At 33.5% G+C, this 25,653-nt stretch carries 26 protein-coding genes; 15 read left to right on the plus strand and 11 right to left on the minus strand.

Annotated elements, in window-relative coordinates:
* The first annotated feature begins 39 nt into the window (after window positions 1-39).
* Complete coding sequence (locus ABD941_RS00960; protein ID WP_345272052.1) at window positions 40-1,245, plus strand: multidrug effflux MFS transporter; 1,206 nt, start codon at window positions 40-42, stop codon at window positions 1,243-1,245.
* 16 nt (window positions 1,246-1,261) lie between these two features.
* Here the strand turns inward: ABD941_RS00960 and ABD941_RS00965 are convergent, their stop codons facing one another.
* From ABD941_RS00965 to ABD941_RS00975, 3 genes are all read right to left on the minus strand, one after another.
* On the minus strand, window positions 1,262-1,780 hold the full coding sequence (locus ABD941_RS00965) for a DinB family protein (protein WP_345272054.1): 519 nt from the start codon (window positions 1,778-1,780) through the stop codon (window positions 1,262-1,264).
* Window positions 1,781-1,829: 49 nt separating this feature from the next.
* Entirely contained in the window at window positions 1,830-3,602 is a 1,773-nt protein-coding gene (locus tag ABD941_RS00970) for an ABC transporter ATP-binding protein (RefSeq protein WP_345272055.1), read from the minus strand.
* Window positions 3,603-3,862: 260 nt separating this feature from the next.
* Window positions 3,863-4,147 (minus strand): DUF2188 domain-containing protein, encoded by a 285-nt coding sequence (locus ABD941_RS00975; protein ID WP_345272056.1) that lies wholly within the window; start codon window positions 4,145-4,147, stop codon window positions 3,863-3,865.
* A 580-nt stretch (window positions 4,148-4,727) separates the two neighbouring features.
* Here ABD941_RS00975 and ABD941_RS00980 point away from each other — a divergent pair.
* Window positions 4,728-5,033 carry a hypothetical protein gene (locus ABD941_RS00980; RefSeq protein ID WP_345272058.1) on the plus strand — a complete coding sequence of 102 codons (306 nt, stop codon included), beginning with the start codon at window positions 4,728-4,730 and terminating at the stop codon, window positions 5,031-5,033.
* Window positions 5,034-5,050: 17 nt separating this feature from the next.
* On the opposite strand, the gene ahr is transcribed toward ABD941_RS00980, so the two are convergent.
* From ahr to ABD941_RS01005, 5 genes are all read right to left on the minus strand, one after another.
* Complete coding sequence (gene ahr / locus ABD941_RS00985; protein WP_345272059.1) at window positions 5,051-6,058, minus strand: NADPH-dependent aldehyde reductase Ahr; 1,008 nt, start codon at window positions 6,056-6,058, stop codon at window positions 5,051-5,053.
* A gap of 187 nt (window positions 6,059-6,245) precedes the next feature.
* Complete coding sequence (gene acs / locus ABD941_RS00990; protein WP_345272060.1) at window positions 6,246-8,153, minus strand: acetate--CoA ligase; 1,908 nt, start codon at window positions 8,151-8,153, stop codon at window positions 6,246-6,248.
* A gap of 133 nt (window positions 8,154-8,286) precedes the next feature.
* Window positions 8,287-9,984, minus strand: a complete 1,698-nt coding sequence (locus ABD941_RS00995; protein WP_345273650.1) for a sodium:solute symporter family protein — start codon at window positions 9,982-9,984, stop codon at window positions 8,287-8,289.
* A gap of 16 nt (window positions 9,985-10,000) precedes the next feature.
* Window positions 10,001-10,258, minus strand: a complete 258-nt coding sequence (locus tag ABD941_RS01000; protein WP_345272062.1) for a DUF4212 domain-containing protein — start codon at window positions 10,256-10,258, stop codon at window positions 10,001-10,003.
* Between the two features lie 255 nt (window positions 10,259-10,513).
* Window positions 10,514-11,878, minus strand: coding sequence for an alanine/glycine:cation symporter family protein (locus ABD941_RS01005; RefSeq protein ID WP_345272063.1), 1,365 nt, complete (start codon window positions 11,876-11,878; stop codon window positions 10,514-10,516).
* A gap of 86 nt (window positions 11,879-11,964) precedes the next feature.
* On the opposite strand from ABD941_RS01005, the gene ABD941_RS01010 reads away from it, so the two are divergent.
* The 6 genes from ABD941_RS01010 (at window position 11,965) to ABD941_RS01035 (ending at window position 16,505) form a co-directional block, all read left to right on the plus strand.
* Window positions 11,965-13,074: a heparan-alpha-glucosaminide N-acetyltransferase domain-containing protein gene (locus ABD941_RS01010; protein WP_345272064.1), complete on the plus strand. Its 1,110-nt coding sequence runs from the start codon at window positions 11,965-11,967 to the stop codon at window positions 13,072-13,074.
* A complete protein-coding gene (locus tag ABD941_RS01015; RefSeq protein ID WP_345272066.1) occupies window positions 13,061-13,435 on the plus strand; it encodes a TfoX/Sxy family protein in 375 nt (124 codons plus the stop codon). The genes ABD941_RS01010 and ABD941_RS01015 overlap by 14 nt, the downstream gene beginning before the upstream one ends.
* A gap of 75 nt (window positions 13,436-13,510) precedes the next feature.
* Window positions 13,511-13,939 carry a GNAT family N-acetyltransferase gene (locus ABD941_RS01020; RefSeq protein ID WP_345272067.1) on the plus strand — a complete coding sequence of 143 codons (429 nt, stop codon included), beginning with the start codon at window positions 13,511-13,513 and terminating at the stop codon, window positions 13,937-13,939.
* 132 nt (window positions 13,940-14,071) lie between these two features.
* On the plus strand, window positions 14,072-15,097 hold the full coding sequence (locus ABD941_RS01025) for a serine hydrolase domain-containing protein (protein WP_345272068.1): 1,026 nt from the start codon (window positions 14,072-14,074) through the stop codon (window positions 15,095-15,097).
* A gap of 89 nt (window positions 15,098-15,186) precedes the next feature.
* Window positions 15,187-15,918, plus strand: a complete 732-nt coding sequence (locus ABD941_RS01030; RefSeq protein ID WP_345272070.1) for an NAD(P)-dependent oxidoreductase — start codon at window positions 15,187-15,189, stop codon at window positions 15,916-15,918.
* Between the two features lie 17 nt (window positions 15,919-15,935).
* Window positions 15,936-16,505, plus strand: a complete 570-nt coding sequence (locus ABD941_RS01035) for a hypothetical protein (protein ID WP_345272071.1) — start codon at window positions 15,936-15,938, stop codon at window positions 16,503-16,505.
* 98 nt (window positions 16,506-16,603) lie between these two features.
* On the opposite strand, the gene ABD941_RS01040 is transcribed toward ABD941_RS01035, so the two are convergent.
* Both ABD941_RS01040 and ABD941_RS01045 read right to left on the minus strand, forming a co-directional pair.
* On the minus strand, window positions 16,604-17,551 hold the full coding sequence (locus ABD941_RS01040; protein ID WP_345272072.1) for a phosphoribosylaminoimidazolesuccinocarboxamide synthase: 948 nt from the start codon (window positions 17,549-17,551) through the stop codon (window positions 16,604-16,606).
* 148 nt (window positions 17,552-17,699) lie between these two features.
* Window positions 17,700-18,653, minus strand: coding sequence for a PhoH family protein (locus ABD941_RS01045; RefSeq protein WP_345272074.1), 954 nt, complete (start codon window positions 18,651-18,653; stop codon window positions 17,700-17,702).
* A 226-nt stretch (window positions 18,654-18,879) separates the two neighbouring features.
* On the opposite strand from ABD941_RS01045, the gene ABD941_RS01050 reads away from it, so the two are divergent.
* From ABD941_RS01050 to ABD941_RS01080, 7 genes are all read left to right on the plus strand, one after another.
* Complete coding sequence (locus tag ABD941_RS01050) at window positions 18,880-19,773, plus strand: SAM hydrolase/SAM-dependent halogenase family protein (RefSeq protein ID WP_345272075.1); 894 nt, start codon at window positions 18,880-18,882, stop codon at window positions 19,771-19,773.
* A gap of 19 nt (window positions 19,774-19,792) precedes the next feature.
* Window positions 19,793-20,089, plus strand: coding sequence for a putative quinol monooxygenase (locus ABD941_RS01055; RefSeq protein ID WP_345272076.1), 297 nt, complete (start codon window positions 19,793-19,795; stop codon window positions 20,087-20,089).
* Window positions 20,090-20,127: 38 nt separating this feature from the next.
* Window positions 20,128-20,847 carry a gliding motility-associated ABC transporter permease subunit GldF gene (gene gldF, locus ABD941_RS01060; protein ID WP_345272077.1) on the plus strand — a complete coding sequence of 240 codons (720 nt, stop codon included), beginning with the start codon at window positions 20,128-20,130 and terminating at the stop codon, window positions 20,845-20,847.
* Window positions 20,844-21,329 (plus strand): hypothetical protein, encoded by a 486-nt coding sequence (locus ABD941_RS01065; RefSeq protein WP_345272079.1) that lies wholly within the window; start codon window positions 20,844-20,846, stop codon window positions 21,327-21,329. Before gldF ends, ABD941_RS01065 begins: the two co-directional genes overlap by 4 nt.
* Window positions 21,322-22,989 carry a gliding motility-associated ABC transporter substrate-binding protein GldG gene (gene gldG, locus ABD941_RS01070; RefSeq protein WP_345272080.1) on the plus strand — a complete coding sequence of 556 codons (1,668 nt, stop codon included), beginning with the start codon at window positions 21,322-21,324 and terminating at the stop codon, window positions 22,987-22,989. The genes ABD941_RS01065 and gldG overlap by 8 nt, the downstream gene beginning before the upstream one ends.
* Window positions 22,990-23,160: 171 nt before the next feature.
* Entirely contained in the window at window positions 23,161-24,279 is a 1,119-nt protein-coding gene (dnaN, locus tag ABD941_RS01075) for a DNA polymerase III subunit beta (RefSeq protein WP_345272081.1), read from the plus strand.
* A gap of 282 nt (window positions 24,280-24,561) precedes the next feature.
* Window positions 24,562-25,041 (plus strand): DUF2306 domain-containing protein, encoded by a 480-nt coding sequence (locus ABD941_RS01080; RefSeq protein ID WP_345272083.1) that lies wholly within the window; start codon window positions 24,562-24,564, stop codon window positions 25,039-25,041.
* Window positions 25,042-25,207: 166 nt separating this feature from the next.
* On the opposite strand, the gene ABD941_RS01085 is transcribed toward ABD941_RS01080, so the two are convergent.
* Window positions 25,208-25,546 carry a DUF4870 domain-containing protein gene (locus ABD941_RS01085; RefSeq protein ID WP_345272084.1) on the minus strand — a complete coding sequence of 113 codons (339 nt, stop codon included), beginning with the start codon at window positions 25,544-25,546 and terminating at the stop codon, window positions 25,208-25,210.
* Between the last annotated feature and the right edge of the window lie 107 nt (window positions 25,547-25,653).

A 25,653-nucleotide genomic window follows, 5' to 3' on the forward strand; every position in this document is an offset into this window, starting at 1 on the left:
ATTAATTTTAACTCTTTTTAATTAAACTACTTTTGCTGTATGCAAAAACCTCAACATTTTAAATTAGAATTTGTAGCATTAATGGCCTCCTTAATGTCCATTGTAGCCCTATCTATTGATGCTTTATTACCAGCTTTACCAGAAATTGGAAACTTTTTAAATGTAGTAAACACAACGGATAATCAATTATTAATTACCATGATTTTTCTAGGTTTAGGCTTTGGGCAACTTATTTTTGGACCATTATCAGATAGCTTTGGTAGAAAATCCATTGTATATATTGGATTTATAGTTTTTATTATAGCGAGTGTTGTTTGTATTACTACCAAGAGTTTTGAAATTATGATTTTGGGGAGAGTATTACAAGGCATTGGATTATCCTCTCCAAGAAGCTTAGCACTATCCATGATACGCGATTCTTATAGTGGCGATTATATGGCAAAAATAGTATCTATTGTTGTTATGTTTTTTATACTGGTACCTGTTGTTGCTCCAACGTTAGGGCAATTTTTAATATACTTTTTTGACTGGCAATCTATTTTTTACTTTAACTTGATTTTTGGTGTATTGATTATGTTTTGGTTTTGGAAAAGACAACCTGAAACCTTGCCGAAAAAAAAACGTATTAAATTTTCAAGTCACTTGTTTATTGATGGTACTAAAGAATTTTTCAAATATAAAGAAGCAGTTGCTTTTACATTGGTGTCTGGTTTTATTACAGGGTCGTTTATGGTGTACTTGAGTACGTCGCAACAGATTTTTGAAATACAGTATAATCTAGCTGATCTATTCCCTTATATTTTTGCAAGTTTAGCCATATCTGTTGGTTTAGCAACTTACCTGAATAGTAGGCTGGTGGTTAAATATGGTATGATGCGCATTGCTTACATAGCATCCATAGCCTATGCCTTGATTTCACTCTTATACGTCGTTATATTTTGGAATACAAACAACCCTAGTATTGGAGTGTTAATAAGCTTTTTTGCATTACAGTTTTTTGCTGTTGGGTTTCTCTTCGGAAACCTTAGGGCTATAGCTATGCAACCACTAGGTCATATAGCTGGTATTGGTGCCGCAATAAACGGGTTTATCTCTACAGTTATGGCTGTTCCTATTGCAAACTATATTGGTGGTTTTGTTACGGATTCTGTGTTACCTCTATTTATAGGGTTTTCTATATTTGGAGTCCTTTCTGTACTTGTTTTTATAATGATGAAAAAGAAAGCATTGTTGATTAAAGCTTAATGGCTTAAAAAAACAATTACAAATACCGCTTTTTTATTACATCCATATGATGGATTTCATGACCAAGAATAACAAATGCAGCTGCTCTAGCGGACATATCACTTCCATTGGCATTGCCTATAAAACTTAAATCATCATCATTTAAACTTTTTAATAGTACTATAGAGTTTAATCGAACTGCTTTATACTCTTCAAATAAATCTTCAATAGTTTTTTTATCTGCTTTTGAAGGTACTATATAATCATCTTGTTCAAATCCTGCCAATGCCGTTTTATCGTGTCTGGCTATAGTGAAACATCGGTATATAAAAACACGTTCGGTATCTATAATATGTTGAAAAACTTCTTTTACGCTCCATTTATTTTCAGCATATCTGTAGTTTAATTTTTCTTCTGGAATGGTATTAAAAAAATCCAAAATGTGATTTTCGCCAGTTTTAAAACCGTAAATTAAATCTATATGCTTTGGCACTTTACTGATATATGTATTATAAAATGAATTATATTCTGTACTTTTCAATGCTGTAACTATCATAATTGTTTCTTTAATTATCTGTAATAGACTTTGTATTTACCAATATTAATTAAATTTTAGCTTGGTAGGTGTATAAATCATAGTATCGTCCATGAAGTGCAATTAATTCATCATGTGTACCACGTTCTAAAATATGACCGGCTTCTATAACTAGAATTTGGTCTGCTTTCCTGATAGTACTCAACCGGTGCGCTATTACAATAGTGGTTCTATCTTTAATTAACTCACCTAAACTTTTCTGAATAAGCGCCTCACTTTCGGTATCTAAACTAGAAGTCGCTTCGTCTAAAATAATAATTTTTGGGTTTGCTAAAATAGCCCGAGCTATTGCTAGTCTTTGGCGTTGTCCACCAGATAGCTTCACACCGCGCTCTCCTATTAAAGTTTCTAAGCCCACCTCAAAACGATCTGTAAATTCATTAACATGAGCGGCTTTTACAGCATTTTGTAATTCGGCTTCTGTAGCATTTGGACTTGGGAACATAATATTTTCACGAATGGTGCCTTCAAACAAAAATTCATCTTGTAAAACCACGCCTAAATGCTGGCGGTAGCTACTCAACTTTACTTTTGACAAATCTTGATTATCTATAGTCACTTTACCTGATTTTGGGTTTAAAAAGGTCGCTGATAATCCAGCCATAGTGGATTTTCCTGAACCAGAACTCCCAACCAAAGCAGTTACGGAACCTGCTGGTGCTTTAAAATTAATATGGTGCAATACGTCTTTTCCTGATTCATATGAAAACGATACATTAGTAAATTCAATATCACCTTTTATAGTACTTAATTCAATCGTTCTATCTTGATTATCTTCCTCTGCGGTCATATTCATAAGCTCTTCGGTTCTATCTAAACCTGCTAAGGCTTCGGTTAACTGACTGCCTATGTTACTCATTTGGACTATAGGTGCAATCATAAAACCAAGTATTAAAGTGAAGAACAAAAACTCGCCTGTAGTCATTTCACTTTGCATCATATAATACCCGCCTATAGCCATAATACCAGTTGTTGCTACACCTATTAAAAAGGTAGATGAACTAGTCATTAAAGCTGTAGCTGTTAAACTCTTTTTTACATTCTGAAAGAGTTTATCTACGCCTTTCTCAAAAACTATATTTTCTTGTGCTTCAGCATTAAAGGCTTTTATAACGCGCACACCTGCCAAGGTTTCAGTAAGTCGCCCTTTAACTTCGGCATTTATTTTACCTCGTTTTCTAAAAATGGGGCGAATGTATTTAAAAGCTCTTAATGCAATGTACCCGAATATAGATAGTGGCACAAACACAAATAGGGTCATCCATGCATTTAGCTTTATTAAGATGATTAATGATACTATGGCTGTAAACGAACCGCCCACCAATTGTACCAAACCGGTACCAATAAGATTTCTAACACCTTCAACATCACTCATAATTCGTGATACTAAGGCACCCGATTTTGTATTGTCAAAAAAACTAATGGGTAAGGATAACACTTTTTTCTGAACTTGGGCACGCAATTCGCTTATTAAATATTGGGCTTGTACACTAAGTATCCTTGTAAGCAAAAATGAGGTTACGGCTTGTACTGAAATAGCGGCTAACACAATGGCTATTAGATTATACAAAAGTGTGGCGTCTTTACTTGGTACGACTTCATCTAAAAGCACCTTACTTTGCCAAGGTAAAACCAAACCTGCTAAACTTCTAATTACGATAAGTATTAAACCTATAAACACCAAATTACGCCTAGGCCATATAATCGTTTTAAAGGCTTGCGCCATGGTTACTTTGGGTTTTGATTTGGATTTATGTTTAGAGGGGTCTTTTAGATGTTGCATGTGTATTTGTCAAATAATATAGATTGCAAAATTACGCATTATAGCTAGATAAAATGTGAGAACTTAAGGTATATGCTTTTATTTTAAAACACAAAACTTTAAAACTTGGAGATTAAATTTTTACAGAAACACAAAATTTATGAGCGAGGTTAAATGTTAAAGACGATTATTTGTAAACACCTAATAAAGGCAAATTACTTTATTCTAATCGTGAGTTTGGTTTTCATGATAAAACTTAACACAACACTAAAAACAGTTGGTCAGTTGTAATTAATACGTTCGCGTATGCCACCACTAGCACGATGAATGATTACATCTGCTTTACGTCGTTTTGCAATAGTTTTGGCTTTTTTTATGGCAGTACTTTGTTTTCTGTGTTTGGAAGTGATGCGCTTATTGCCCTCACGACGCACTGCCCAACCGTCCTTGTATGGTACGACGTGCTGGTGCCACGTTCTATTGGTGCATTTTGAGCTTCTAAAATACGCCTCAACAAGCTCCTTAATAATTTGAAGCCACGAATTTGAGTTGTTTTGTTTTGCCATACGCTACAGTTTGCATTGCCAAGATAGTCGTTTTTAATAAAAAAATAAATGCGCGCAAAATGTATTTTTTTTAAAATGCGTTCGCCATAGTTAGAAAAATGAAGCGCTATAACAAAAATATAGGCGCATAATAATTATGAAGCGAAATTTTACACACAAATGTGAACTACAGTTGTATCAGCACTTTTAAACTTTTGGATTTATCTTTTGAGGATTCTTTAGATGTAGTATTTAAGTGGTATTTGGAGGCAAATAATAAGCTAAATTAACTAATCGTTTTAACGATTCATATAAATAATGTTTAGAGGAATTATGAGGTACTTATACATATGCGTGTGACAAAAATTTACAAGAGTACTTTAAAAAACATATTGTTTTCTACAATCCTAAAAACAAATTAAGAATTTTAACATTTTCAGATGTTAAACCCTATGTAAATGCAATACCTCTAGTTTATATTTATGCGGTGGCTGGTAATTTTAGTGAGTCACAAATCGCAAAGAAGATTTTGAATGGGTTGAATTAAAATGAATATATATGTTAGAGAGGGTATTTCATATACCAAATTATTGGAGAATCTATGAATAAGAAAATTAAGAACGGTGCTTGGTGTTTATTAAAAAAAGATTCTGGTGGGGCAAGAGAGGGTGAAATTGTCTTGGTCGAACATTATTATATCCAAGATTCAAGTTTTGGATCGGGTTATACAATAAAATCATATCAGAGTGTAAAAATTAAAACTGATAAAAGTTTGTCTTATAAATCAATTGTTTTAAGACCTCTTTCATTTGACACTTATTTTAAAGATATACCCTTAATGAGGATGAGATTAATGAACTTAAATAATATCATAAATAAAAAAACCACCTTTAAAAAGGTGGTTTAAATATAATTTTAGGTCATCTAAGCCTTAAGCACTACTCTAAAACGGGCTTTACCAGCTTCAAGATGCTCCAATGCTTCATTGACATTTTCCATTTTAAACTCTTCAACTGTTGGGTAAATATCATGTCTAACACAAAATTCTAACATTTTACGCGTTAAAGCTACGCTTCCTAATGGGCTACCACCTACCGATTTTTCACCCATAATCATACTAAATGCAGGGATTTCCATAGGTTCTAATACAGCTCCTACCGTATGTAATTTACCTTGTGGTGCTAATGTGGTTAAAAAGGAATTCCAATCTAAACTAACATTGGTTGTATTTAAAATGAAATTTAAAGAGCCTGCTATACTTTCTAAAGTTTCTGGATTTGTAGAATCTACCACCTGATGTGCTCCCATTTTTAAAATGGCTTCTTTTTTATTAGGGTTAGAACTAAATGCCGTAACCTCACAACCCCAAGCTTTTAAAAACTTAATAGCCATATGACCAAGTCCACCAACACCTATAACACCAACCTTATCTGTGGGTTGTACACCTGATAAAACTATAGGGTTAAAAACGGTAATCCCTCCACAGAACAATGGGCCTGCTTTTGCCATGTCCAATCCATTGGGCAATGGTGTTACCCATGACCAATGTCCTCTAACTTTATCTGCAAATCCACCATGACGACCAACAATAGTACTTTCAACTGTACCACATAAATGTTGTTTGCCATCCATACATTGGTTACAATGCATACAGGATGCTGAGTACCACCCCATACCTACTTTATCTCCAACTTTTAGACCTTTTACTTCGCTTCCTAAAGCTAAAACTTCGCCTACTATTTCATGTCCTGGTATTAACGGGTATTGTGACATGCCCCATTCATTATTAATCATGCTCATATCGGAATGGCATAATCCACAATAATGCACTTTTATATCAACTTCTTCATTACCTATACTAGGTAATTCATATTGAAATTCTTTTAATTCCTTTCCTGCATCAAATGCAGCATAAGCATTTACTTTTTGCATAATTTTTTTCTTTAATTGGTTACATTTTCTATAAATTTAGTATTAATTATTATCATTAATACAATGAACTAATTAAACTTTTTGGGGTTATTGTGAAACGTTTTAATAAATTCAATAATAAACGTTTAAAAATCAGTAATCTGAACAAGATATAGAAACCGTTATTAAAGGCCAATTAAATTTGTGTTTACAATACATTATCCATAATATCCTGAACCACTTCTGGGTTTAGCAACGTACTTGTATCCCCTAAATTACTAGTGTCTTTATGTGCTATTTTACGCAAAATACGACGCATAATTTTTCCTGAACGCGTTTTTGGCAGGCCACTTGTAAACTGAATTTTATCTAATTTAGCAATGGGTCCGATGTGCTCGGTAATTATTTGATTGATTTCCTTTCTAAGGTTATCATGGTTTCTACTTTCTCCTGTATCTTTTAATGTTACATAACCATATAGAGCACTGCCTTTAACATCATGAGGAAAACCAACTATGGCAGATTCTGCTACGGCTGGGTGCTCGTTAACAGCATCTTCTATGGGTGCTGTTCCTAGGTTATGACCTGATACAATAATAACGTCGTCTACGCGTCCTGTTATTCTATAATACCCTACTTCATCGCGTAACGCACCATCTCCTGTAAAGTATTTGTTTTCATAGGCTGAAAAATAGGTTTCTTTATAGCGCTCATGATTTCCCCAAATGGTTCGTGCAATGCTTGGCCAAGGAAACTTTATGCATAGTCGGCCTTCGACTTGATTTCCTTTTAGCTCTTGTCCATTTTCATCCATTAATGCAGGTTGAATACCGATAAAGGGCAACGTAGCATAAGTAGGCTTTGTTGGTGTAACAAAAGGAATAGGTGACACCATTATACCTCCTGTTTCTGTTTGCCACCAGGTATCTACTATAGGGCTCTGCTTTTTTCCTATATTATCATTATACCAATGCCAAGCTTCTTCATTTATAGGTTCACCAACAGAGCCTAATACTTTAAGTGATGACAAATCATATTTTTCAACTAATTCTGTTCCTTGCTTTGCCAATGCTCGAATGGCTGTTGGTGCGGTGTAAAATTGATTTACTTTGTGCTTTTGTACGATATCCCAAAAACGTCCAAAATCTGGGTAACTTGGTACACCTTCAAACATAACTGTGGTTGCGCCGTTTGCCAATGGTCCATAAACAATATAACTATGACCTGTTATCCAACCAATATCTGCGGTACACCAATACACATCATCTTCTTTATATTGAAACACATTTTTAAAGGTATAGGCTGTATATACCATATAGCCAGCCGTAGTATGCACCATACCTTTTGGCTTTCCTGTTGACCCTGATGTGTAGAGAATAAACAATGGGTCTTCGGCTTGCATAATTTCTGCTTCGCAATCTACTGAAGCATTATCTAAAAGAGGTTGTAACCATTGGTCGCGGCCCGATTTCATATTAATGTCTGAGTGAATTCGCTTTGCAACTAAAACCGTATGAACATCCGGACAACTCTCTAAAGCTTCATCTACAATTCCTTTTAAATCGATGGTTTTTGATCCTCTGTACGAGCCATCGCTAGTCAATACCATTTTGCAATCGGAATCATTTATTCTAGTGGATAGGGCTGTTGATGAAAACCCTGCAAAAACTACTGAATGAATAGCTCCTATTCTGGCACATGCTAAAACAGAAATTGCCAATTCTGGTATCATGGGTAAATAAATACAAACGCGATCGCCTTTTTTAATGCCTTGGGCTTTTAAAACGTTAGCAAACTTATTAACCCTAGCATATAAATCATTATACGTAATATGTTCAGCAGGATCATTTGGGTCGTTTGGCTCAAATAAAATGGCTGTTTTTTCGCCTCGTGTTGTTAAATGTCTATCTATACAATTTTCTGTAATATTTAGTTGGGCACCTTCAAACCACTTGATTTCTGGTTTGCTAAAATCCCAACTCAAAACACGGTCCCATTTCTTTCTCCATAGAAAATGTTCTTCTGCTATTTCTTCCCAAAATGCTTCTGGGTTTCTAAGAGATTTTCTATACACTTGATAATATTCTTCTAAATGCTTGATGTGGTAATTACTCATGTACTTTATTTTGAAATCTTTAATATTAAAATATGGAATATCTTGCGTTCTAAAATAATAAAATATCAGTCAATACGATAACTTTTTTCTACGAACAACCTAATTCTTCATACAGAAAAAAGTATTTTATATATTAATGCGTAGCGTTTCCTGCTCCACTAGGAATTCTAATATTTTCAACAATATCCTGAACGTCTTTTGGAGGTGCTGGTGTGAAATTCATAATCACAATAGAAACCACAAAGTTTAAAGCCATAGCTACTGTTCCAAAACCTTCGGGTGAAATACCAAACCACCATTCGCTTTTATCTGGAAGCACCTGATCAAACCAACCGAGTTTATATTTTATCATGTAAAGTAACATGGCAATAATACCAACAACCATTCCTGCTATGGCTCCTTCTTTATTCATACGCTTATAAAAAATCCCTAAAATAATAGCTGGAAAAAATGATGCTGCCGCTAAACCAAAAGCCAAAGCCACTACAGCTGCTACAAATCCAGGCGGATTAATACCAAAATAACCAGCAACACATACTGCGCCTATTGCCGATAAACGTGCAGCAACCAACTCCCCTTTTTCAGAAATTGAAGGCTTGATTATTTTTTTAATTAAATCATGTGAAACAGAAGCCGATATAACCAATAACAATCCTGCAGCGGTCGATAATGCAGCCGCCAATCCACCTGCTGCGACCAAGGCTATAACCCAATCAGGTAAATTTGCTATTTCTGGATTTGCAAGTACCATGATATCCCTATCTACAATTAATTCATTTTGCTCTTTATTCGCTACATATTGAATGCGTCCATCATTGTTTTTATCATTAAAGCTTATTAAACCAGTCGTTTCCCATTTTTTAAACCACTCTGGCACATTAGCATAGGGTTGGTTAGAAACTGTTTCAATCATATTAGTCCTCGCAAAAACGGCTATAGCAGGTGCTGTTGTATATAAAATAGCTATTAAAAGCAATGCAATACCTGCAGATTTTCGAGCATCTTTAACACGCTTCACGGTAAAAAACCGAACAATAACATGAGGCAATCCAGCAGTTCCAACCATTAAAGCTAAAGTAATAGCAAAAACATCAATTAAGGGTTTTGAGCCTTCGGTATATTCAGCAAAACCGAGTTCAGTGCTTAATCCGTCTAACTTATCTAATAAATACGTTCCAGAGCCATCAGCCAATTCACTACCAAAGCCAAATTGTGGCACAGGATTTCCTGTCATTTGAATTGATATAAAAATGGCTGGTACCATGAAGGCAAAAATAAGTACGCAATATTGGGCAACTTGGGTATATGTAATGCCTTTCATACCACCTAAAACGGCATAAAATAAAACAATAAGCATTCCTATAATAACACCTGTATTAATATCGACTTCTAAAAAACGTGAAAATACAATACCAACTCCTCGCATTTGACCAGCAACATATGTAAATGATACCAGCAAAGCGCAAAAAACAGCAACTATACGGGCTGTTTTTGAGTAATATCTATCTCCAATAAAATCAGGAACCGTAAACTTTCCGAACTTTCGTAAGTAAGGTGCTAATAGTAGAGCTAGTAACACATATCCACCAGTCCACCCCATTAAATACACTGCTCCATCATAACCAGCAAAAGAAATGATACCAGCCATAGATATAAATGACGCAGCACTCATCCAATCGGCTGCAGTTGCCATACCGTTTGCTAAAGGCGACACTCCACCACCTGCAACATAAAACTCTTTTGTTGACCCTGCTCTAGACCAAATGGCTATACCTATATATAAAGTAAATGTAAGTCCAACTAGAATATATGTCCAATTCTGAACGCCTATACCTTCTACTAATAAACTATGCATCATAACCATACTTTTTATCAAGTTTATTCATTAAACGTACATAAATGAAAATCAAAATAACAAACACATACATAGAACCTTGTTGTGCAAACCAAAATCCTAATTTAAAACCGCCTATTTTAAATGCGTTAAGTGAATCTTTAAATAGAATTCCTGCGCCAAAGGATACGATAAACCATATAAACATTAACATAAGAACATATCTTATATTCTCTTTCCAATAGGCTTTAGCTTTTTCTTTATCTGTCATAATTTAAGTTTGGTTATTAGTGTTTTACAAAACACTAAATTTAATATTATTTTGAGCAATCTATAGTCTATAAATCATTCAAAAACAGGGTTATAAAACAATCAAGTCCAAAAAAATCGATCTTTTTTAGTTCTTAATTAAATAGGTTTTTACTTTGTTGTTGTTGTTGGTCATAATTTAATTCAGTTAAACATAGATACTATAATTCAATTATAAAATGTATAAAATTCACATTTTCATATATTATTTAAACATTTAAGGAAGTTTCAACTTTTGAAAATATATTTTTGTCTCTTTTACAACTCTAGGAGCTAGAATTATAGCTGCAACCATTGTTGGTATGGCCATTAGTGCAAATACACCATCAATTAAATTTAGCATGACGCTAAACGGTGTAGTAGCCGCCAATACAATACTGATAATATATATGTAATTATAATAATGTTTTTTATCTGCTCCAATTAAGAACGACAAACATTTTGTTCCATAATAAGCATATGAAAACAATGATGATATACTAAAAATGGCCACACAAATCATAAGTAAGTATTTGCCGTAAACAGGCATGGTATGGTTAAATGCAGAAGCTGTTAAACTCACACCATTATCAGCAGTTGTTTCCCAAACGCCAGTTACCAAAATAGCTAAAGCAGTAAGTGTACATACCACTAATGTATCTATGGCTGGCCCTAGCATAGCGACCAAACCTTCGCGTACCGGTTCATCTGTTTTTGCCGCGCCATGTGCCATAGGTGCCGTACCAATACCAGCTTCATTTGAAAAAGCACCACGACGGATTCCTAATAAAATCAATGCGCCTAAAACACCTCCCATAAATGCATCCCCACTATAATAATCTGCTGTAAACGCATCGGTAAAAATCATATAAAAACACTTTGGTACAACCTCGTAATTAGAAATCAAAATAAACAATACCAAAACAAAATACAACAGCACCATTGATGGTACCAACTTAGACGCTGCATTACTAATGCGTTTTAAACCGCCTAGAATAATTACCGAGGTTAATGCTACCAAAACCATTGCTAAAATAAGATTCGATTTTAACCCTACTTCAACGCCGTTTGGAATTAATATAATATCATTTATGGCTTGGGTTAACTGATTCACATTAACTACGGGTAAGGCGCCTATCATTCCAAAAAGACTAAACATTATGGCTAAAGGCTTCCATGACTTGCCTAAACCTTCCATTATAAAATACATGGGACCACCTTGTAATCTGCCTGCACTATCTTTTCCTCGATACATAATGGCCAGTGTAGATGTAAAAAACTTAGTGGACATGCCTACTATTGCACTTACCCACATCCAAAACATAGCGCCAGGACCACCAACCGAAATAGCCACAGCCACGCCTGCAATATTTCCCATACCAATGGTAGAAGACAAAGCTGTCGTTAAGGCTTTAAAATGTGAAATTTGACCAGGGTCATTGGGATCATCATATTTCCCTCGTAATACTTGAATAGCATGATTTAAATATCGAAATGGTAAAAACCTTGATAAAATCAAAAGATATAATCCACCCCCAATCAATAAAACCACAAGAGGAATTCCCCATGCATAATCTGAAAAGGTTTTAATAAACTGCTCCATATTTTTTATGATTTTATAAATATATCACTTTACAAACATTATGTTTCGATTATTTAAAAGTATATTTATAAATGTTAAATTAACCTATGGGCCAATCTAATCGCTTATATTTTATAGATGCTGTTCGAGCATTTGCTATATTAATGATGCTTCAAGGGCATTTTATAGATTCGTTATTATCCCCTGTTTATAGAGACAAATCCAATGCTATTTATAACCTTTGGTCCTACTTTAGAGGCATAACGGCTCCTACGTTTTTTACTATTTCAGGTTTAGTTTTCGCCTATTTATTATTACGTGCTTACGCCAAAGGTCTTGACAAACCCAGAATTAAAAAAGGGATTTTTAGAGGATTGCTATTACTCGCCATTGGTTATAGTTTACGTATTAATATTTTTAATTGGCTTAGTGGACACTTTAATTATTACTTTTTTGTTATTGATGTGTTGCAATGCATTGGTTTATCTTTAATCCTATTGGTTGGTTTGCATATTGTTTTTAAAAAACACAGTTACATGTTTTCAATGGTTTTATTTATTATAGGATGCTTGTGTTTTGTTAGCGAACCGCTTTATAGAAACTTATCTTTAGAAACCATTCCGCAATTTATTGCTAATTATATGACTAAAACCAATGGTTCGGTATTTACTATTTTGCCATGGTTTGGGTACTCGGCTTTTGGTGCATTTATCTCTACTGTGTTTTTTAGACATGTCCATCGCGACCGATTTAAACTCACTATCATTATTACTTTTTTTAGCGTGGGCATCTTCCTAATTCATTTTTCATCTTGGTTTTTATTAAAACTTTACGGTCTTACTCATATTGAATTATTTAAAATGAGTGCCAACTATAATTACTTGTTTTCCAGACTTGGCGATGTGCTTATGCTATTTGGTGTTTTTTATACTTTAGAACGGTTTTTAAAACAATCCATTATAGCTCGGATAGGTGAAAAAACACTGTCTATTTATGTGATACATTTTGTGTTGCTCTACGGAAGTTTTACGGGTTACGGAATAAAACGATTTTTGAGTCAGTCGTTAGAACCACCAGTGGCTATTTTCGGTGCGATTCTTTTTATGATTGTGGTTTGTGTTATTGCTTTTCATTACGCTAAAACCAATGCATTTGTTTATAATATAATTCGAAAAACAACAGATAAATTAAAAAATTACTACCATGGCTTACGATGAATATTTAGCCGACAGAATACGGCAGCAATTAAAAGAAAAACGGACTGCTCTTACTGAACTAAAAATGATGGGTGGTTTGTGTTTTAAAGTCGATAACAAAATGCTTTGTGGTATACATATCGATAAAAAATATGGCGATAGCTTACTCATGGCTCGTATTGGCGAATCCGTTTACCTAAAAGAACTTGAAAAACCAGAATGTTTACCGATGGACTTTACAGGTCGCCCCATGCGTGGTTATATTTTTGTAGCACCTGATGGTTTTGATACTGATAAAGACCTTTCTTATTGGTTGGATTTATGTTTAGATTTTAATCCTATGGCTAAAGCCAGTAAACCTCGAAACAAAAAGAAACAATAACAGCTTATTAATCAATATAAGTTTAAAACAACACGCTTAACAAAAACTTAAGTATAATTAATAAAACAATTAGAAATGAAAATTGGTATTTTGAAAAAGGACGATTTAAACGCTTCCTTTCAAGAACAAATATCTAAATTGTTTAAACAATTAGGTGGAAATAAAACCCAAGTAGATTTGAATGAGGTATTAGATAAAAAAAACAAAATAACTCTTGTGTATTGCTCAGATAATTCTGAAATAATTGGAATAGCCTCGATGTGTACCTATAACGTGATTTCTGGTAAAAAAGGTTGGATAGAAGATGTTGTTGTAAATGCAAACTCAAGAGGTAAAGGGATTGGAAGAAAACTTATGGAAAAATTATTAGAAGTGGGAAAAGAAAAGAATTTATCTCAAATACTCCTTTTTACGGAAGATCATCGCTTGCCTGCAATACGCTTATATTCGGATTTGGGGTTCAAGGTTAAAGACAGTCGAATCTATACACTCCATATGAAATAAAAAATTTAACCAGTTCATCCTGTAAAAACAACACTTGGGAAACTTAAACTTATAAAAACAATATTATAATCTGAACTTTGCATCGTTAAATTCAATTAAAATAGTTTCCAATACCCTATAAATTAATTAAACATGAAAAAACAAATATTCAGAATAGTATTGCTTACTGGAACCGCAATCTCCTTGTTTTTCGTACCATGGATTTTGGTATGGGCTTGGATATTACCACTACCAAATACGGTACAAGAACAGGTAGATGAAGCCATTGGTCATGGCTTTGACGGCATGATTGTTTATATTGATGAAGCTGGCGAACCGCCAGCATTTTATACTGGTGGTTGGAAAGACAAGAAAACCAAAATATCTGCCGATCCGAAATCATTATTCAAAATTGCCAGTATTAGCAAATTATATGTTGCAGTGGCTATTACCAAATTGGTTAATGATAAACGTTTGGATTTGGATAAAACACTTGCGGATTACTTCCCAGAACTTGATGGACGTATTGAATATGCTGATAAGATAGCCTTGAAATATATGGTGCAACATCGTAGTGGTATTCCAAGTTTTACTAACCATCCTGGTTTTTGGGAAAATCCACCAGAATCAGCCCAAGCATGCCTTGACCTGATACTAGATTTACCAGCAAATTTTGCACCTGATGAAGATTACGAATACTGTAACACCAATTATCTGCTGCTTTCTGAACTTATCGACAAAACAGTTGGTTACAGCCATCACCAATATATTAAAGAAGAAATTTTGGTGCCTCTTGGACTAAAAAAGACCTTCTTTTCACTTGAAGAAGTTAATATAGACGATGTGATGAGTGGTTATTATATTGGCCATGAACCCGATTTAAAGACTGTGGATTATGGCATGCTAGCCACAGCAGAGGATGTAGGTAAATTCTTGAGAGCTCTAAACGACGGCTCTGTGTTTAAAGGTGATGAAAAGGACATTTATGCTTCTATTTATGTTTACGAGCATGGTGGTCTGGTTCCAGGTTATCAGAGTCTTGCTGAATATCATGAAGACATCGACACTGTTGTTGTTCAATTTATTAACACTACTGATTTTAATGGCTACCAATGGAATTTATCTGAGATTGTAATAAATCGCATTGTAAAAATTGTGAAGAATAACAAAAGCTCATAAAAAAGTTTAAAAACCATGAAACAATTTGGCTTGAAGACCGTCTTACCAAAAAAGCACTAAAGACTTTTTACAAAAAAACAGGACATTATATGACAATTTTAGTAGTAGGTGCGAGTGGCGCAACAGGAAGACATTTAGTTAAACAACTTTTAATACAAGGCAACACTGTCAAGGCTATTGTAAGGTCTCCAGAAAAATTACCAGAATCGTGGAAAAACAATGACCACATACAAATAATTTCTGCCAGTATTTTAGATTTAAGTGACAAAGACATGAGCGAATTTACCGTTGATTGCGATGCCATTGCATCATGTCTTGGACATAATTTAACATGGAAAGGTATTTATGGACAACCAAGGAAATTAGTAACTGATGCCACACGAAGACTATGCGAAGCTGTAAAAACTAATGCTCCAAAAAAGCCAATTAAGTATGTTTTAATGAACACAATTGGAAACCGTAATCGGGACTTAAACGAACCTATTTCCTTTGGTCAAAAATGCGTTATTGGGCTATTGCGTTTACTATTACCTCCACATTTGGATAATGAAAAAGCCTCAGATTATTTGCGAACTCAAATCGGTCAAAATCATGATTTTATTGAATGGGCTGCTATTAGACCAGACGGTTTAATTAATGAGGAAGAAACTACTGATTATGAAATACACGCTTCGCCAACCAGAAGCGCCATTTTTAATGCAGGTAAAACCAGTCGTATAAATGTTGGGCATTTTATGGCAAACTTAATTAATGATAAAAATTTATGGAATACATGGAAAGGACAAATGCCTGTTATTTATAATATATCTCCACTAGATTAACTCATATATTATACAAAATGAATAGATTCACAACATTTATTGAACAAAATATATCTGGAAAAAAAGTTTTTGTGCTTTTTATTCTTACCAATCTAGTTTATGTTTTTATGTTAGCTGTTACAATTCCAAAAACAATGGAATTCTCCAATAAAATGAAATTATTGGACATGATGCCCATGGGGTATGATTTTAATTATGTTAGCAAGTTATTCAATACTCTTGAAAAAAATGGACGTGAAATATATTTAACAAACCAAATTCCTGTTGATATGATTTATCCGTTACTTTTCGGATTTTCTTACTGTTTGCTTCTAGGATACTTTCTAAAAAAACTAAACAAATTAAATACACCCTATTCTTATTTATGTATACTTCCTATAATTGCAGGGGTTTGTGATTATTTAGAAAATTTTGGAATAATTATAATGTTGAATAATTACCCTGACTTGACAAAAATTTTAGTAAGTTCAACAAATATATTTACAATTCTAAAAAGTGTTTCTACAAGCCTATTTTTTGTTACTCTTATAATTATATTAATAATACTTGGACTAGCATCATTAGACAAAAAAAGTCGTAAAGTATAAAAAGCAATGAGGATTAAGTACCGTTCCAGAAAGTCTTCCGACTTTATAAAACATAAACAAAGCCCTAGCTATTAAATACTTTAAGGCTTTTTAAACACTTACTTCAAATACGCCAAAACATTCTTCTCAATACGCTCATGAATACTGCTAACATCGGCCTTTACAAACGTTTCACCTGTAATGTTTTCATAAAGTTCGATGTAGCGTTCGGAAACAGTTTTAATATATTCATCGCTCATATGAGGTACGGTTTGTCCTTCTAAACCTTGAAAATTGTTTGCTATTAGCCATTGACGTACAAACTCTTTAGAAAGTTGCTTTTGTGCTTCTCCTCTATCTTGTCGTTCTTGATACCCATCAGCATAAAAATAACGTGACGAATCTGGAGTGTGTATTTCGTCAATTAAAACGATTTTGCCATCTTTGGTTTTTCCGAATTCATATTTAGTATCAACTAGAATTAAACCGCGTGACGCTGCAATTTCAGAACCACGTTGAAATAATTTTCGAGTGTAATCTTCTAAAACTTGATAATCTGCTTCTGAAACAATACCACGTTTTAGAATGTCTTCTCTTGAAATATCTTCATCATGATCGCCCATTTCTGCTTTGGTTGCTGGCGTAATTATAGGCTCGGAAAAGGCATCGTTTTCTTTCATGCCTTCTGGCATAGGTACGCCACAAAGCATACGCTTACCAGATTTATACTCGCGTGCTGCATGTCCCGACATATAACCACGAATGACCATTTCTACTTTAAAAGGCTCGCATAAATGCCCTACGGCTACATTTGGGTCTGGTGTTGCAGTTAGCCAATTTGGCACTAAATCCGCTGTGGCGGCCATCATTTTAGTAGCTATTTGATTTAGTATTTGTCCTTTATATGGGATACCTTTTGGCATAACAACATCAAAGGCCGATAATCTATCTGTTGCTATCATGACCAACTCTTTGTCGTTGATATTATATACGGCTCTTACTTTACCTTTGTAGAGACTTTTTTGTCCTGGAAAATTAAAATTGGTGTCTATTATAGTGTTACTCATTTTTAAAACTGTTTATGAGTTTATTTGTTTATACGTTTGTGGCTAAATCTAAAATTAGCCAATATGTCTAGCCCTTATTGAGGTATTTATTGCAAAGCCCTATCGTAAGATAGGAACTAGCTAAAGCGGTAAATAGTATCAAAACAAATCAATCTGTGTTTTCTATATTTTTATATGCTGCAATAACCTTTTTAACAAGCTTATGGCGGATAACATCTTTATCATCTAAAAATATAATCCCTACGCCATCTACGTTTTTTAAAATCAACAAGGCTTCCTTTAAACCTGAAATGGTACGGCGAGGTAAATCTATTTGTCCTGGATCGCCTGTTAATAAAAACTTAGCATTTTTCCCCATACGGGTTAAGAACATTTTCATTTGCGCGTGAGTTGTGTTTTGCCCCTCGTCTAAAATTACAAATGCATTATCTAAAGTACGTCCACGCATAAAGGCTAATGGCGCAATCTGTATGGTTCCATTCTCTATATAATGTGTCAATTTTTCTGGTGCAATCATATCACGTAAGGCATCATATAAAGGTTGCATATATGGGTCTAATTTTTCTTTTAAGTCGCCTGGCAAAAATCCAAGGTTTTCTCCTGCTTCTACTGCTGGACGCGTTAGAATGATACGCTTAACTTCTTTGTTTTTAAGTGCTTGAACCGCCAATGCTACACCTGTATAGGTTTTACCAGTTCCTGCTGGACCAATAGCAAAAACCATATCGTTTTTACGCATAAGCTCTACCATTTTACGTTGGTTTGCTGTTTGCGCTTTTATAAGCTTACCTCCAACACCATGTACAATAGTTTCACCACTTTGTTTAGAAGTGTTATAATCATCGCTACTCTGACTGGTTAGTACACGCTCAATAACATTTTCATCAAGTTTATTATACTTTCCAAAATGTTTTAAAAGCATTGTGATACGTCGGTCAAACTCCTCTAGTAATTCTTCATCACCAAAGGCTTTAATTTTATTACCGCGCGCTACAATTTTAAGCTTGGGAAAGTATTTTTTAAGAAGTTCAATATTGGCATTTTGTGCTCCAAAAAACTCTTTTGGAGAAATCTCTTCAAGTTCAATAACAATTTCGTTCAAAGGTGTAGATTTAATTTTAAAGTTTATAGATAATCAGACAAATGGTTCATTCCTGTTTTTAAGTATCTCATATTTTAACAAATAACCTTCATAAACCTCTACAATTTTCATTTAAAATATAAAACGAAAACAAAAATTTATGTAGGTTTGTATCACATACTCGTGAAACTCAAAAATACATAAATTTGAGTGACCTAACGACAAAAACATATCAACAATTTTGCCCATGGCAATCATAACATTAACAACCGATTTTGGAGAAAAAGATCACTTTGCTGGCGCGACCAAAGGTGCTATTTATAGTGAACTGCCCGATGTTAAAATTGTTGATATCTCACATTCTGTATCCGCATTTAATATTCCTGAAGCAGCATACATTATCCAAAATGCCTATAGCAGCTTTCCAAAAGGTACCATTCATATTATAGGTATTGATTCTGAAATAAACCCAGAAAACAAGCATATTGCCATTAAACTAGATGATCATTATTTTATTTGTGCCAATAATGGCATTATGAGCATGATCTGTTCTGAAATTGCACCTGAAAAAATTGTAGAAATCAATATTCATGACAAAATCCAAACCAGTTTCCCTGTTTTGGATGTGTTTGTAAAAGTGGCTTGCCATATTGCTCGTGGTGGCACACTTGAGGTTATTGGCAAAAACATTCCAGAAATCAAGCCTATTAAAAACATAGTGCCTTATGTAAATGATGATAAAACCCAAATGATTGGCAGCGTTATTTATATTGATAATTATGGCAATGTAGTAACAAATATTAAGCGCAGCTTTTTTGAAACTATTCAAAAAGGACGGAATTTTGAAATTTCTGCACGTAATTATACGTTTAAAAAAATATACGAAAAGTATAGTGATATTGTTAATTTTGAAATTATTGAAAATAAACGCCATGACGAGGGCCGAAAATTAGTGGTTTTTAACTCTGGTGATTTTTTAGAAATTGCGGTTTATAAAAGTAATAGCCAGACTACGGGCAGTGCATCAACACTACTTGGACTTGGCTTAATGGATTCTATTAGTGTTCATTTTATTCCATCCCCTGTTATACCTAAAGGAAAAGAGATACCACAAAGTATAACAAAAGCTAGGGATCTTTAATAAAAAAGAAAAATATTTTATGTTTGTAAGAATAGTAAAAATGGGTTTCCATAAACAGAATATTGAATTTTTTCTTTCAAATTTTGATAAAAACAAAACGAAGATTAGAAGTTTTGAAGGGTGTCTTTTTTTAGAATTATATAGAGACAAAAACGATCCAACTATATTTTTTACTTATAGCTATTGGATTTCTGAGGATGCATTAGATGTTTATAGAAAATCTGAGTTGTTTAAAGGGATTTGGTCTGTAACAAAACCCCTTTTTAGCGTGCCTGCCGAAGCTTGGAGTGTTGATAAGTTGGAAACGCTTGGATAGTTAATAATTGATAATTGAATTTATAATCACCAAAATAAATGTTAGCCATTTTAAAAAAAGAAATAAACTCATTTTTCGCTTCACCAATAGGGTATTTGGTGATTGGTCTTTTTTTAGTTTTAAACGGTTTGTTCCTTTGGATATTTAAAGGTGAATTTAATATCCTTGAGTATGGATTTGCCGATGCATCATCATTTTTTTTATTAGCGCCTTGGATACTAATCTTCTTGATTCCTGCAGTAACCATGCGCAGCTTTTCTGATGAAAAAAAGCAAGGTACTTTAGAGTTATTATTGACTAAACCTATTTCGCATTTAAATATTGTTTTAGGAAAATACTTTGGTGCGTTTCTATTAATTTTAATAGCCTTAACACCAACGCTACTTTATATATATACCGTTTACCAATTGGGTAATCCCATTGGGAATTTAGATATGGGTAGCACTTTAGGGTCTTATTTTGGCTTGCTATTTCTAATTGCTGCTTATACGGCTATTGGTATTTTTGCCTCTACATTATCCGATAATCAAATTGTAGCATGTATTACAGCCGTTTTTATTTGCTTTTTATTTTATATTGGTTTTGAAGCACTTGCCGACTTCACCTCCAGTAATTTTATAGAACAATTAGGTATGAACACACATTATAAAAGTATGAGTCGCGGTGTTTTAGATACCAGAGACATTTTATATTTTTTAAGTGTTACCGTGTTCTTTTTAATACTAACCAAGCTCAATATTAATAAGCAAAATAAATGATTGTAACTCCCTTATTTGTTGTTTTTCTAGTTATTATATTTATTGCTGTTTGGCTATTTATAAATACTGTTGATAAACGAAAATGGCTAACATTTTTAATTAGCTTGATCTTAACACCAGTAGTTTATTTTTATTTGTTTTATCCGATGCTGAACATTTTTAGTAGTTATCATCATGAAAAACATTTTGATACCGAAGCTTGGAAAAACAAACCCGAATTACGTTATGAAATGCGCCATGAAATGTTAACCGATAGTCTACTTATCGGAAAAACAAAAAACGAAATAGAAACTCTTTTAGGAAAAAGCGAATGGTTTAGCTGGGATGATACTATTAAAGGAAATTCTACTGAAAAATGGAATTATAATATGGGCTTTGTTCCAGGTGCCTTTAATGACATGCAAGAATGCATCGAGCTTAAATTTCAAAATAATAGTGTAGAATCTATAACACCTTATCAATTAAAAAAGACTTTTGAATAAGACCTTAAAATACATAGCAATACTTGTACTCGCTTTAATTGTAATTAACTTTATAAGTAGCAAGCTTTACAAACGTTTTGATCTAACCTCAGATAAACGCTACACCTTAAGCGAGTCGACTATTACAATTATAAAAGATTTAGAATCGCCCATAGTCGTAGACGTGTTTTTGGAAGGTAATGATTTTCCATCAGAATTTAGAAAGCTTAAAAAGGAAACCAAACAATTGCTTGAAGAGTTTTCTGCAAAAAACAAAAATATCATTTTCAATTTTATTAATCCGTTAGAAGATGAATCTACCAGAACACGCAATATTGAACAACTAACCCAACGTGGGCTAATACCTATGCAATTAAGCGTTCAAGAAAGCGGAAAATCTTCGCAAGCTGTTATTTTTCCTTGGGCCTTGGCGAGTTATAATGAAAGAACAGTTAGTATTCCTTTAGTAAAAAATAAAATTGGGACTACACAACAAGAATTAGTTAATAATTCCGTACAGCATTTAGAATACGCTTTTGCAGATGGGTTTAGCAAACTCATCAAGCCAAAACGTCGTAAAATTGCCATTTTAAAAGGTAATGAGCAGTTAGAAGATAAATACATTGCTGACTTTGTTAAAAAACTAGGTGAGTATTATTTTATTGCACCGTTTACTCTGGATAGCGTAGCTAGCAATCCTCAAAAAACACTGACGGGAATTAAAGCCTTCGATTTAATAATTTCTGCAAAACCTACAGAAGCCTTTTCTGAAGAAGAAAAATTAGTATTAGACCAATACACTATGTATGGCGGTAAAAGCCTATGGCTTATTGATGCTGTGGCTATGGAAAAAGACAGTTTATATAACGCTGATGGAACTAATTTTGCCGTAAATAGGGATTTAAACTTAACCGAATTCTTTTTTAAATATGGCATACGTATAAACCCGTTAATGGTCAGTACGTTATACTCTGCACCCATTACTTTGGCTATGGGTAAAGGTAGCGAATCTCAGTTTCAGCATTTAAAATGGCCATATTCACCACTAGCAGGCTCCAGTAGCAAGCACCCGATTGTTAATAATTTGAATTTAGTAAAATTCGATTTCGCCAATCCAATAGATACCTTAAAAAACAATATCAAAAAAACCATTCTTTTAGAAACAGCCCCTTTAACCAAATTGGAAGGCACCCCCAGAGAAGTAAGTTTAAAAGTAGTTACCAAAGAACAAAACCCTATAACATTCAATTCAGGAAATCAATCTCTTGCCGTTTTGTTAGAGGGCAAATTTAATTCGGTTTACAGCAACCGTATAAAACCATTTAAACTTCAAAATGAAAGAAATAAAAGCGTTGCAACAAAAATGATTGTTATTGCTGATGGCGATGTTATAAAAAATGATGTGTTTAGAAATACCCCGCAAGAATTAGGGTTTGACAGATGGACCGGACAAACTTATGGCAACAAAGAATTTTTGCTTAATGCCGTTAATTACTTATTGGATGATAACGGACTTATAAACATTCGTTCAAAAGAAATAGCTATAGCTTTCCTCGATCAGCAAAAAATTGCCGCACAAAAAACCAAATGGCAACTTATAAACATCTTATTACCACTAGTGTTGTTAACCTTATTTGGTTTAGTGTTCAACTACCTTCGAAAGAAAAAATACGCTTCTTAAATGTTAATAAGTTTGTTTCCAAATATAAGCAGTTTGGAATATATTTGTAAGAAGTATAATTAAATTAAACTTAGTTTATTAGATGAAACATTTATGCTTGAATCCTATGTCTTGTTATTAGGGTTATTATATAAATGTGACATGTGATCGTAAAAAAATATAATTCAACACATGAAATTTATAGTATCGAGTACTTATTTATTAAAACAATTACAGGTTTTAGGTGGCGTTATTAACAGTTCTAACACCTTACCGATTTTAGATAATTTTTTATTTGAATTAGACCACACCCGACTAACAGTTTCGGCAAGCGATTTAGAAACCACAATGGCTTCAACTTTAGATGTTGAAAGTGATAGTAAAGGAAGCATTGCTATACCTGCACGTTTGTTATTAGATACTTTAAAAACCTTTCCTGAACAACCCTTAACATTTGTTGTAGAAGCTAATAATACTATTGAAATTAGCTCAAACCATGGTAAATATGCTTTAGCTTACGCCGATGGAAATGAATTTCCGAAAGCTGTAGCGCTTGAAGACCCTAGTAAAACCATCGTAACTGGTGATGTGTTAGCCACAGCAATCAGTAAAACTATTTTTGCTGCTGGAAACGACGATTTACGTCCTGTAATGAGCGGTGTGTTTTTTCAGTTTTCAACAGAAGGGTTAACCTTTGTAGCGACTGATGCTCACAAATTGGTAAAATACACGCGTGAAGATGTAAAAGCCAATCAGGTCGCTGAGTTTATTATGCCTAAAAAGCCATTAAATCTTTTAAAAGGTATTTTAGCAGCAAGTGAAGATGATGTAACTATTGAATACAATGAAAGTAACGCTAAATTCACGTTTGAAAATTCAGAATTAATTTGCCGTTTAATTGACGGTAAATATCCAAACTACGAAGCGGTTATTCCAAAAGAGAACCCAAATAAATTAATGATCGATAGAAATCAATTTTTAAACTCTGTGCGTCGTGTTAGTATTTTCTCTAACAAAACCACACACCAAATACGTTTGAAAATAGCAGGCGCAGAATTAAATATTTCTGCTGAAGATATTGATTATAGTAACAAAGCCGAAGAACGCTTAACTTGTGATTATCAAGGTGATGATATGCAAATTGGCTTTAACTCGCGTTTTTTAACTGAAATGCTAAACAACTTAAGCTCTAACGATGTACAGTTAGAAATGAGTATGCCTAACCGAGCGGGCATCTTAACGCCTATTGATGGGCTTGATGAAGGTGAGCAAATTACCATGTTAGTTATGCCAGTAATGTTGAATAGTTAAATTAAATCCCCATGAGGATGGGAATTTCACAATACAAAAGCAGTAACTCAATAAAAGTTGCTGCTTTTTTTGTCTTACTTGAATTTGTCAGAATAAAAAACTAACCTTTCCAAAAACTGAACCGAAACTTTATCTTTGCGTTGTCATTAATGAGAAAAGAAATCTTGACAAACAAATATCACAACTCAATAATTATTTATCAAGATGAAGGTAATTCAAGACCAAATAATCTTATTATATAAGATTATACTAAATTTAAAAGACAATCAAACAAATTAAAAAATGCATGATTTTGTAAATACTTCTTTGGGATGGTTTCACTTTTTAACTTCTTTAATTGCAATACTTACAGGCACCTACATTTTATTCAACCCAAAAGGAACAAAAAAGCATAAACAAGTTGGATATGTTTATGTTTTTTCAATGATTTTGCTTTGTGGTGCTGCTTTAGGAATCTATAACATTTCGGGGGAATTTGGTGTCTTTCATATATTAGCCGTTGCAGGTCTATTGACCCTTATTATAGGAATGATTCCATTACTCTTTAAAAACATACAGAAAAAATATAAGGTTTTTCATTTATGGTTTATGTATTATTCAGTATTGGGACTTTATGCTGCATTTGTTTCTGAATTGAGTATAAGAATACCCGAAAAACCTTCTTACATGTTAGTTGGAATTGTTACAGGAGTAATCTTTACAATAGGCTCAATTTTTATCTTTTGGAAAGAAAAAGTCTGGAAAACATATTTTATAAAATAATAAATACTACTGCCGACAATATATAAGCGTAATTACTTAAAATTCAACTATTCTTTACTACACCCAAAATAACGCCCTAGCCTATATCCTACAAGGAAGTACAAAAAAAACGCCCACATAAAGTGAGCGCTTGGTCTATCTCTTTCAACTAAACTAACTAATAAAACTAAGAGATAAAAGTAAATGTAAATGGGTATACTGGTGTTTCGCCTCTACTCGCTTTTATAGCATTAACAATAGGAAATATAAATGATACAATTCCTAAAACCACAAAACCAAGGAGACCTAAACCGAAAAATAATATTAACGGTACACAAATGATGCACCACAGTATTAAACTTAACTGGAAGTTTATAATGTTTTTACCATGCGCATCCATTTGATGCACTTTTTCCTTTTGTGTAAGCCACAGTACTAGTGGTAATAATAAACTACCAAAACCGGTAACTAAGGTTATTAATTGACTTAAGTGGGTAATGACTAATAATTGATTGTCTTGTCTCATGATGGTGATTGATTTGATTGATACTAATAAGACGCACAAAAACAAAAAATGTTACACCTATTGAAAAGATTCGTATTCTGAATTTCTAAAACTTATAGTATTATTAA

It is taken from the genome of Flaviramulus aquimarinus, assembly GCF_039543205.1.
GTDB lineage: Bacteria > Bacteroidota > Bacteroidia > Flavobacteriales > Flavobacteriaceae > Flaviramulus_B > Flaviramulus_B aquimarinus.